This is a genomic window from Halomonas sp. 328 (assembly GCF_015645095.1).
Classification (GTDB): Bacteria; Pseudomonadota; Gammaproteobacteria; order Pseudomonadales; family Halomonadaceae; genus Bisbaumannia.
The window spans coordinates 1-9,799 of record NZ_JADOTW010000053.1 but is presented as its reverse complement, the minus strand read 5'-3'; the positions used below and the strand labels follow the sequence as shown (position 1 = coordinate 9,799).

Genomic DNA, 9,799 nt, shown 5'->3' with positions numbered 1-9,799 from the left:
GGACCGGTAGTTCAGTTGGTTAGAATGCCGGCCTGTCACGCCGGAGGTCGCGGGTTCGAGTCCCGTCCGGTCCGCCATCGAGATTCCCGAAACGCCCCAAGTCATTTGGCCTGGGGCGTTTTCGTATGCTTCCCTCTTCCCGCGCTTTTGCCTCTATGCTGTAGGGCGCCGCTTTCTTTCCGTGGGGCCGTCTCGACGGGCTTGGGCCTTGGTCGGAGTGTCCCGCTTGTCACTCCCGGCTAGACTGTCATACAGTTGTTTGAATTCGTGCCGCAATCGAGGCCATGACCGTGACCGACTACCCGCATCTCTTTCGCCCCCTGACCCTGGGTCACCTGACCCTGCCCAATCGCATCCTGATGGGCTCCATGCATACCAACCTCGAGGAGGCCCCCGACGGCTTCGCGCGGTTGGCGGCCTTCTATGCCGAGCGGGCCCGGGCCGGGGTGGGGCTGATCGTCACCGGCGGTATCGCGCCCAATCCCGAAGGCGCGGTCTTCGAGGGGGCGGCCAAGCTCACCACCGCCGAGGAGGCGGCGGCCCACCGTGGGGTGGTGGAGGCGGTGCACGGCGAGGGCGGGCATATCTGCCTGCAGATCCTGCATGCCGGGCGCTACGCCTATTCGCCGGCCCTGGTGGCGCCCTCGGCGATCCAGGCCCCCATCAATCCTTTTCCGCCCCGGGCCCTGGAGAGCACCGAGGTGGAGGCGCAGATCGATGACTATGTGCGCTGTGCCCAACTGGCCCGGGAGGCCGGCTATGACGGCGTCGAGGTGATGGGTTCCGAGGGTTACCTGATCAACCAGTTCATCTGTGCCCGCACCAATCATCGCGAGGACGAGTGGGGCGGCGGCTTCGACAATCGCAGCCGCTTTCCGGTGGAGATCGTGCGGCGCATCCGCGAGGCCACCGGCCCCGATTTCCTGATCATCTTCCGTCTCTCCATGCTAGACCTGGTGGAGGAGGGCAGCAGTTGGCAGGAGGTGGTGGCCCTGGGGCGTGCCATCGAGGCCGCCGGCGCCAGCCTGATCAATACCGGCATCGGTTGGCACGAGGCGCGGGTGCCGACCATCGTCACTAGCGTGCCCCGGGCCGCCTTCACCGAGGTGACCCGGCGCATGAAGGCGGAACTCACGATTCCGCTGATCACCACCAACCGCATCAATATGCCGGAGGTGGCGGAGAAGGTGCTGGCCGAGGGCCATGCCGATATGGTCTCCATGGCGCGCCCCTTCCTGGCCGACCCCGAGTGGGTGGTCAAGGCCGCCGAGGGGCGCCGCGACGAGATCAATACCTGCATCGCCTGTAATCAGGCCTGCCTGGACCACACCTTCGAGGGCAAGCTGACCTCCTGCCTGGTCAACCCCCGGGCCTGTCACGAGACCGAGTTGCTGATCGAGCCCGCCGCCGAGCCCAAGCGGGTGGCGGTGGTCGGGGGCGGGCCCGCCGGCCTGGCGGCGGCGGTGACCGCGGCCGGTCGCGGCCATGAGGTGGTGCTCTTCGAGCGCCGTGCCGAGCTGGGCGGTCAGTTCAACTATGCCCGCAAGATTCCCGGCAAGGAGGAGTTCGACGAGACCCTGCGCTATTACCGGGTGATGCTCGACAAGCACCGGGTCAAGGTGCGCCTCAACAGCGAGCCCTCGGTGCATGAGCTGGCCGGTTTCGATGCGGTGCTGCTGGCCACCGGGGTCAAGCCCCGGGAGCTCGACTTGCCGGGCATCGACCACCCCAAGGTGATGAGCTATCCCATGGCCATCGTGCATCCGGAGCGGGTGGGGCCGCGGGTCGCCATTATCGGGGCCGGCGGCATCGGCTTCGATGTGGCGGAGCTGCTGACCCATGTGGGCGCGCCCGGCCTCGATCGGGACGCCTGGTGTCGCGAATGGGGGGTGGATCTCGAGGTGCGCGAGCGCGGCGGGTTGATGGCGCCGCAGCGTCCCGAGACGCCGCGCCGGGTCTTCCTGCTCCAGCGCAAGGCCTCCAAGCCCGGCAAGGGGCTAGGCAAGACCACCGGCTGGGTGCATCGCGCCTCCCTCAAGCATCGCGGCGTGGAGGCCCTGGCCGGTTGCGACTATGTGGGCATCGACGATGCCGGCCTGCATATCCGCCTCGATGGCGAGCCACGCTGCCTGGCGGTGGACAGCATCGTCGTCTGCGCGGGCCAGGAGTCGGTGAGCGACCTGCTGGTGCCCTTGCAGGAAGCCGGGGTGGCGGTGCGGCTGATCGGCGGCGCCGAATACGCCGGCGAGCTGGATGCCAAGCGCGCCATCGATCAGGGTACCCGTGCCGCCGCGGCCTTGTAGTTAACTTAACTTATTGTTTCCTCCTGCCTTTGCCGCCCCATCTCCGATGGGGCGGCTTGCGCCTGTCTGCACCTAAGGTCTATCGAACCATGCTCGGCGACTTGCGTCTTAGGGGGTAGGCCCGAGAGTCGATGCGTTGAATTCCGCGTTCCGGCTTACACCGTCAGCACCTAATGTTAGGGCTACGCTGAGGGTACCCATCTCGGTCGCCGTGAACCTATTGCGACGCCCGGGCCGACGGGCTTAAGGAGGCTTCGATGAGCATCTTCGATCATGTGCAGAATCGCTACGAGCGGGTTCAGCAGGAGGAAATGAGCCTGCAGGAATACCTCGAGCTGTGTCGCGGCGAGCCCACGGCCTATGCCACCGCCGCCGAGCGCATGCTGGTAGCGATCGGCGAGCCGGAGGTCATCGATACGGCCAAGGACTCGCGGTTGTCGCGGATCTTCTCCAACAAGGTGATCCGCCGTTACCCGGCCTTCTCCGAGTTCTACGGCATGGAAGAGGCCATCGAACAGATCGTCTCCTACTTCCGCCATGCCGCCCAGGGGCTCGAGGAGCGCAAGCAGATCCTCTACCTGCTGGGGCCGGTAGGCGGCGGCAAGTCGTCGCTCGCCGAGCGGCTCAAGCTGCTGATGGAGAAGGTGCCCTTCTATGCCATCAAGGGCTCGCCGGTCTATGAGTCGCCGCTGGGGCTCTTCTCGCCGGAGGAGGATGGCGAGCTGCTCGAGAAGGAGTACAACATTCCGCGGCGCTACCTGAAGAGCGTGATGTCGCCCTGGGCGGCCAAGCGCCTCAAGGAGTATGGCGGCGATATCTCCCAGTTTCGGGTGGTGCGTCTCTACCCCTCCCGCCTCAACCAGATCGCCATCTCCAAGACCGAGCCCGGCGACGAGAACAACCAGGACATCTCCTCCCTGGTGGGCAAGGTGGATATCCGCCAGCTCGAGATGTACTCCCAGGATGATCCGGATGCCTACAGCTTCTCCGGCGGCCTGTGTCGCTCCAACCAGGGGCTGATGGAGTTCGTCGAGATGTTCAAGGCGCCCATCAAGGTGCTGCACCCGCTGCTCACCGCGACCCAGGAGGGCAACTACAACCCCACCGAGGGCATGGGGGCGATCCCCTTCGACGGGGTGATCCTGGCCCACTCCAACGAGAGCGAGTGGCAGACCTTCCGCAACAACCGCAACAACGAGGCCTTCCTCGACCGGGTCTATATCGTCAAGGTGCCCTACTGCCTGAGGGTCGCCGAAGAGGTGAAGATCTACCAGAAGCTGCTCGAGCACTCCTCCCTCAATCAGGCGCCCTGCGCCCCGGATACCCTGCGTATGCTGGCCCAGTTCTCGGTGCTCTCGCGGCTCAAGGAGCCGGAGAACTCCAGCGTCTACTCCAAGATGCGGGTCTACGATGGCGAGAACCTCAAGGACACCGATCCCAAGGCCAAGTCGATCCAGGAGTATCGCGACACCGCCGGGGTCGACGAGGGGATGGCCGGGCTCTCCACCCGCTTCGCCTTCAAGATCCTCTCCAAGGTGTTCAACTTCGACACCCATGAGGTAGCGGCCAACCCGGTGCACCTGCTCTATGTGCTCGAGCAGCGCCTCGAGCAGGAGCAGCTGCCCAAGGAGGCCTTCGAGCGCTACCTGCGCTATATCAAGGAGTTCCTGGCGCCGCGCTACGTGGACTTCATTGGCAAGGAGATCCAGACCGCCTATCTGGAGTCCTATTCCGAGTACGGCCAGAACATCTTCGACCGCTACGTCACCTATGCCGATTTCTGGATCCAGGACCAGGAGTACCGGGACCCGGAGACCGGCGAGCTGTTCAATCGTCAGGCCCTCAACGACGAACTCGAGAAGATCGAGAAGCCGGCGGGGATCTCCAACCCCAAGGACTTCCGTCACGAGGTGGTCAACTTCGTGCTGCGGGCGCGGGCCCAGAACAACGGCATGAACCCCAGCTGGCAGTCCTACGAGAAGCTGCGCGGCGTCATCGAGAAGAAGATGTTCGCCAATACCGAGGAGCTGCTGCCGGTGATCTCCTTCAACGCCAAGGCCTCGGCGGCGGACCAGAAGAAGCACGAGGACTTCGTGGCGCGCATGGTGGATCGCGGCTACACCGAGAAGCAGGTGCGGCTGCTCTCCGAGTGGTACCTGCGGGTGCGCAAGTCGCAGTAGCCTGACGCCACCGCAGGCCCAGTCCGGGGGCGCCGCCCCCGGCAGTCGCCGCGCCCGGTGCCGACCGCAACGCCTGCGGGGGTGCCAGGCGCGCAGGGGAGGTCACCATGAGCTATTTCATCGATCGGCGGGCCAATGCCAAGCACAAGAGTGCGGTCAACCGGCAGCGTTTCCTCGATCGCTATCGTACCCATATCAAGCGCTCGGTGGAGGAGGCGGTGAATCGCCGCTCGATCACCGACATGGAACGCGGCGAGAAGGTCTCGATTCCCAGTCGGGATATCTCCGAGCCGGTCTTTCAGCACGGCCCCGGCGGCAAGCGCAGCATCGTCGCTCCCGGTAACAAGGAGTTCGTCGAGGGGGATCGTCTGCGCCGCCCGGGGGGCGGTGGCGGCGGGGGCGGTGCCGGCGAAGGCGGCGCCTCCAACCAGGGCGAGGGCATGGACGAGTTCGCCTTCAGCCTGACCCGGGAGGAGTTCCTCGACTTCGTCTTCGATGGCCTGGAGCTGCCCCACCTGGAGCGCAAGCAACTGGTGGACCTGGAGGAGGTGCGCCCGGTGCGCGCCGGGATCTCCAAGGACGGGGTGCCGGCGCGGATCAATATCGTGCGCTCCATGCGCGAGGCCCAGGCCCGGCGCATCGCCATGCGCGCCCCGTTGCGGCGCGCCCTGCGCGAGGCCAAGGAGGCCCTGGAGGCGGAAGAGCGCAAGGACCCGGTGCTGCGCAACCCGTCGCGCATCGAGGCCCTCAAGGAGGAGATCGAGCGCCTGGAGCGGCGCCTCGAGGCGGTACCCTTTATCGATACCTACGACCTGCGCTACAACCACCTGGTCAACCAGCCCCAGCCCTCCAACAAGGCGGTGATGTTCTGCGTGATGGACGTTTCCGGCTCCATGACCCAGTCCCACAAGGACATCGCCAAGCGCTTCTTCCTGCTGCTCTACCTCTTCCTCGAGCGCAACTACGAGAAGGTCGAACTGGTCTTCGTGCGTCACCATACCGCCGCCAAGGAGGTCGACGAGGAGGAGTTCTTCTACTCCCGGGAGACCGGCGGCACCATCGTCTCCAGCGCCCTGACCCTGGTCGACGAGATCATCACCAAGCGCTACTCGCCGGCCCAGTGGAACCTCTACGTGGCCCAGGCCTCCGACGGCGATAACTGGGACGACGACTCGGTGACCTGCCGCGAGCTGATGATGAAGAAGCTGATGCCGCGACTGCAGTACTTCACCTATGTGGAGATCACGCCCCACGCCCACCAGGCGTTGTGGGAGGAGTACGAGCGGGTGGCGGCGGAGTTTCCCGCCCGCTTCGCCATGCGCCAGATCGTCGAGGGCGGCGATATCTACCCGGTGTTCCGAGAACTGTTCCGCCGTCGGGCCGAGGCCTGAGGGGAACCAGGAGGCAGAGCATGACGCGACGCAAGCCCATCGCCACCGGCTCCGACTGGACCTTCGAGACCCTCGAGACCTTCGAGGCCGAGATCGCTCGGCTGGCCGACGAATATCGGCTGGATACCTACCCCAACCAGATCGAGGTCATCACCACCGAGCAGATGATGGACGCCTATGCCAGCGTGGGCATGCCGGTGGGTTACCACCACTGGTCTTTCGGCAAGCAGTTCCTGGCCGTGGAGCAGGCCTACCGGCGTGGCCAGATGGGCCTGGCCTATGAGCTGGTGATCAACTCCGACCCCTGCATCGCCTACCTGATGGAGGAGAATACTCTGATGATGCAGGTGCTGGTCATGGCCCACGCCTGCTATGGTCACAACTCCTTCTTCAAGGGCAACTACCTGTTCCGTGCCTGGACCGATGCCAGCTCGATCATCGACTACCTGGTGTTTGCCCGGAAATACGTGGCGGAGTGCGAGGAGCGTTACGGCGTGACCGCGGTGGAGCAGTTGCTCGATGCCTGCCATGCCCTGCAGAACTACGGGGTGGACCGCTACAAGCGGCCCTCGCCGCTCTCCGCCGAGGAAGAGGCGCAGCGCCAGGCGGAGCGGGAGGAGTACCTGCAGGCCCAGGTCAATACCCTGTGGCGCACCATCCCCCGGTCGCCGGGGAGCGAGGCGCCGGCCGACGCCTTCGACGACGAGGAGGATCCGCTGGGCCTGCATGGCGGCGGCCGCTACCCGCCGGAGCCCCAGGAGAACCTGCTCTACTTCATCGAGAAGAATGCGCCGCTGCTGGCGCCCTGGCAGCGGGAGATCGTGCGCATCGTGCGCAAGCTGGCCCAGTACTTCTACCCCCAGCGTCAGACCCAGGTGATGAACGAGGGCTGGGCCACCTTCTGGCACTATACCCTGATGAATCGCCTCTTCGACGAGGGGTTGGTGGACGAGGGGCTGATCCTGGAGTTCCTGCAGTCGCATACCGCGGTGGTCAACCAGCCCGGCTTCGACAGCCCCTACTACGGCGGCATCAATCCCTATGCCCTGGGCTTCGCCATGTTCACCGATATCAAGCGGATCTGCGAGGCGCCCACCGCCGAGGATCGCGAGTGGTTCCCGGACATGGCCGGCAGCGACTGGCTGGAGACCCTGCACTTCGCCATGCGCAACTTCAAGGACGAGTCCTTTATTCAGCAGTTCCTGTCGCCCAAGGTGATCCGCGACCTCAAGCTGTTCACCGTGGTGGATGACGACCAGGAGGAGATGCTGGAGGTGGCGGCCATTCACGACGAGCGTGGCTACCAGCGCATCCGTGAGGCGCTCTCGGTGCAGTACGCCCTCTCGGTGCGCGAGCCCAATATCCAGATCTACTCGGCGGACATTCGTGGAGACCGCTCCCTGACCCTGCGCCATGTGCAGGATCGGCGCCGGCCCCTGGCCAAGACGGTCTACCCGGTGATTCGCCACCTGCACCAGCTGTGGGGGTTCCCGGTGAAGCTGGAGTCGGTGGAGGAGGGGGAGATCGTGCGACGTTATCAATGGCCCCTGCCCGAGGAGGAGGGGCGGGAGTGACCCGGGGGCAGGCCGAAAGCAGCGGGCCCGCGCCATTGGCGCGGGCCCGTTCGTGTCAACCCTGTCGTGGGGTCAGGGCTTGGCGGCCCAGGCCTGGCACCAGCCACCCGGCTCGACGCTCTTGCCCGGGAAGAGGGCGCAGCCCTCGTTGCCTTCCTGGAAGAACATGCAGTTGTCGCACAGCTCGCCTTCGGCATATTGCTCATGGTCGCTGGCGTCGCTGGCCACTTCCACGTAGCTGAGGTTCTTGGCCTCATCGCTCTCCGGGTCGACCCGCGGCAAGGTGTCGGCGAAGGCGCTCTGGGAGAGGATGCCGGCCCCCAGGGGCAGGGCGGCCAGGCCCAGCAGGCTGTTACGCATAAAGTCACGGCGACTCTGGTTAGCCATGGTATCTCCTTACTTTTCTGCTAGCTTTTTTGGGGCTTGCCCGTAAGGCGCGAGGCCGCCGGGGCAGGGTCACGGTCGTTGGGCGGGTGGTCCCGCTCTAGGTATGGCGAGTGGACTCGCTTAGGCTTCCGACTCCCAAGGGGCGTCGGAGTTCTGCCTTATCCTAGTCGAAGGGGGCCCCGGGAGGCGAATCTCGCTGACCGGGCTGCGGCAATCGGCCGCGCGGGTGCTGGGGGGCGCCAGGCGACGCTGATATACTGGCCCCGACACTGATCATCATCCTGGGGCGAGGGAGAGAGGCAATGCAGAACGCGGTGATCCTGATCAATACCGACAAGGGCCAGGTCAAGGCGGTGGCCGAGCGTCTGGCCGACGTGGAAGGCATCAGCGAGGTCTACTCTACCTGCGGTCGCTACGACCTGGTGGCCATCGCCCGTACTCGGGACTTCGAGAGCCTGGCGGAGCTGGTGACCGAGCGACTCAATGCGGTGGAGGGGATTCGCGAGACCGAGACCCTCAACGCCATGCAGGTTCACTCCCGCCATGACCTGGAGACCATGTTCTCGGTGGGCTGGTAGTCGGTCATCACGCACGGGCGTGTTTTGGCGCCGGCCATCAGGGCCGGCGCCGTCGCTGGATAGGGAAGGGCATGCGCAGAAGGATCTCTCGATGGCGGCGCAGCCTGCGCCAGATGGGCGTGGGGCTGGTCTTCGTCGCCATCAGTAGCGGGCTCTGGTATGCCCAAGAGCAGGAGTATCGCGACCAACTCAGCTGGATGGGCGTGCCCACCTGGGAGAGCCTGACGCCTACCAGCCTGCATCGGGTGCTGCGCAACGACGGCTTTCTGGTGGGCTGGTCCGACGTGCGGGTCAATCCGCTCTGGGTCAGCTATACCCTGCATGCGGTGGAGGATCCCCGGGCGGCGCCGCGCCCCGATTTCCAGCGCGACTGGCGCACCCTCTGGCCGGTCACCGCCGACAGCTACTTCGGCAGCGGCTATGATCGCGGGCACCTGGCCCCCAACTATGCGATCGCCGTGGTGCACGGGCGGGAGGCTCAGCGCCAGACCTTCCTGATGAGCAATATGTCGCCCCAGCGGCCCGATCTCAATCGACGCCTCTGGCAGCGCCTGGAGGCGGCGGTGATCGATCACTTCGTGCCGCGCTTCGGTACCCTGCAGGTGATTACCGGGCCGGTCTTCCCCGAGGGCTTCATGGACAACGTCTTCAATCGGGTGGGGCTGGTGGAGGTGCCGGAGGCCTTCTACAAGATCATCCTGGTGCCTGGCGCCGAGCCCCGGGCCCTGGCCTTTATCATGCCTCAGGAGGTGCGCGGCGATGAGCCCCTGGACGATTACCTGGTGAGCATCGATGAGGTGGAGGCGCGTACCGGCCTGAACTTCTTCCCCAATCTGCCGGAAGCCGAGGCCGTGCGGCTGGAGGGGCGGGTGCATGCCCGGGGCTGGGGGCTGGAGGAAGTGGCGCGGCTGCCGGGGCGTTTCGACTGAGGGGGGGGGCGCGTCGAGCGAGGCGCATGCGCGAATCGCAGACATAAAAAAACACGCTCGATGGCGTGTGCGGGCTTTCTATCGTTTTCTATCTATCGGGGGGGGGTGCGAGGGGTGTCGATGGTGCCCAGAAGAGGACTTGAACCTCCACGTCCGTAAGGACACTAGCACCTGAAGCTAGCGCGTCTACCAATTCCGCCATCTGGGCAGCGGTCACTCGACGGTGTCAACTCGGGTCATGATGCGAAGTGGTGCCCAGGAGAGGACTTGAACCTCCACGTCCGTAAGGACACTAGCACCTGAAGCTAGCGCGTCTACCAATTCCGCCACCTGGGCGCATCATGCTGCTCATGTTCGAGACTGGGTCGATGGTGCCCAGGAGAGGACTTGAACCTCCACGTCCGTAAGGACACTAGCACCTGAAGCTAGCGCGTCTACCAATTCCGCCACCTGGGCG

At 65.3% G+C, this 9,799-nt stretch carries 7 protein-coding genes and 4 tRNA genes; 7 read left to right on the top strand and 4 right to left on the bottom strand.

Going from position 1 to position 9,799, the window contains the following annotated elements; translation table 11 throughout:
* From IHD13_RS17590 to IHD13_RS17570, 5 genes are all read left to right on the top strand, one after another.
* Window positions 1-77, top strand: a tRNA-Asp gene (locus IHD13_RS17590).
* A gap of 207 nt (window positions 78-284) precedes the next feature.
* Window positions 285-2,303 (top strand): NADPH-dependent 2,4-dienoyl-CoA reductase, encoded by a 2,019-nt coding sequence (locus IHD13_RS17585; protein ID WP_195862336.1) that lies wholly within the window; start codon window positions 285-287, stop codon window positions 2,301-2,303.
* A 257-nt stretch (window positions 2,304-2,560) separates the two neighbouring features.
* Window positions 2,561-4,483, top strand: a complete 1,923-nt coding sequence (locus IHD13_RS17580) for a PrkA family serine protein kinase (RefSeq protein ID WP_195862335.1) — start codon at window positions 2,561-2,563, stop codon at window positions 4,481-4,483.
* Between the two features lie 107 nt (window positions 4,484-4,590).
* Window positions 4,591-5,874 carry a YeaH/YhbH family protein gene (locus IHD13_RS17575; RefSeq protein ID WP_195862334.1) on the top strand — a complete coding sequence of 428 codons (1,284 nt, stop codon included), beginning with the start codon at window positions 4,591-4,593 and terminating at the stop codon, window positions 5,872-5,874.
* Between the two features lie 20 nt (window positions 5,875-5,894).
* Complete coding sequence (locus IHD13_RS17570) at window positions 5,895-7,448, top strand: SpoVR family protein (RefSeq protein WP_195862333.1); 1,554 nt, start codon at window positions 5,895-5,897, stop codon at window positions 7,446-7,448.
* A gap of 72 nt (window positions 7,449-7,520) precedes the next feature.
* Here the strand turns inward: IHD13_RS17570 and IHD13_RS17565 are convergent, their stop codons facing one another.
* Window positions 7,521-7,835, bottom strand: a complete 315-nt coding sequence (locus IHD13_RS17565; protein WP_195862332.1) for a high-potential iron-sulfur protein — start codon at window positions 7,833-7,835, stop codon at window positions 7,521-7,523.
* Window positions 7,836-8,137: 302 nt separating this feature from the next.
* Here IHD13_RS17565 and IHD13_RS17560 point away from each other — a divergent pair, with 302 nt between their 5' ends.
* Both IHD13_RS17560 and IHD13_RS17555 read left to right on the top strand, forming a co-directional pair.
* Window positions 8,138-8,413 carry an Lrp/AsnC family transcriptional regulator gene (locus IHD13_RS17560; RefSeq protein ID WP_195862331.1) on the top strand — a complete coding sequence of 92 codons (276 nt, stop codon included), beginning with the start codon at window positions 8,138-8,140 and terminating at the stop codon, window positions 8,411-8,413.
* A 71-nt stretch (window positions 8,414-8,484) separates the two neighbouring features.
* Entirely contained in the window at window positions 8,485-9,342 is an 858-nt protein-coding gene (locus IHD13_RS17555; protein ID WP_195862330.1) for a DNA/RNA non-specific endonuclease, read from the top strand.
* Between the two features lie 121 nt (window positions 9,343-9,463).
* Here IHD13_RS17555 and IHD13_RS17550 read toward each other — a convergent pair.
* The 3 genes from IHD13_RS17550 to IHD13_RS17540 all read right to left on the bottom strand — a co-directional run bounded on the left by IHD13_RS17550 (window position 9,464) and on the right by IHD13_RS17540 (window position 9,798).
* Window positions 9,464-9,550: transfer RNA gene (locus tag IHD13_RS17550), tRNA-Leu, on the bottom strand.
* Between the two features lie 41 nt (window positions 9,551-9,591).
* Window positions 9,592-9,678, bottom strand: a tRNA-Leu gene (locus IHD13_RS17545).
* Between the two features lie 33 nt (window positions 9,679-9,711).
* A tRNA-Leu gene (locus IHD13_RS17540) sits at window positions 9,712-9,798 on the bottom strand.
* Between the last annotated feature and the right edge of the window lies 1 nt (window position 9,799).

Excerpts from the sequence above, each read along its gene's own strand:
- IHD13_RS17585 (WP_195862336.1), top strand. The coding sequence starts at position 285 with ATGACCGTGACCGACTACCCGCATCTCTTTCGCCCCCTGACCCTGGGT.
- IHD13_RS17580 (WP_195862335.1), top strand. The coding sequence starts at position 2,561 with ATGAGCATCTTCGATCATGTGCAGAATCGCTACGAGCGGGTTCAGCAG.
- IHD13_RS17575 (WP_195862334.1), top strand. The coding sequence starts at position 4,591 with ATGAGCTATTTCATCGATCGGCGGGCCAATGCCAAGCACAAGAGTGCG.
- IHD13_RS17570 (WP_195862333.1), top strand. The coding sequence starts at position 5,895 with ATGACGCGACGCAAGCCCATCGCCACCGGCTCCGACTGGACCTTCGAG.
- IHD13_RS17565 (WP_195862332.1), bottom strand. The coding sequence starts at position 7,835 with ATGGCTAACCAGAGTCGCCGTGACTTTATGCGTAACAGCCTGCTGGGC.
- IHD13_RS17560 (WP_195862331.1), top strand. The coding sequence starts at position 8,138 with ATGCAGAACGCGGTGATCCTGATCAATACCGACAAGGGCCAGGTCAAG.
- IHD13_RS17555 (WP_195862330.1), top strand. The coding sequence starts at position 8,485 with ATGCGCAGAAGGATCTCTCGATGGCGGCGCAGCCTGCGCCAGATGGGC.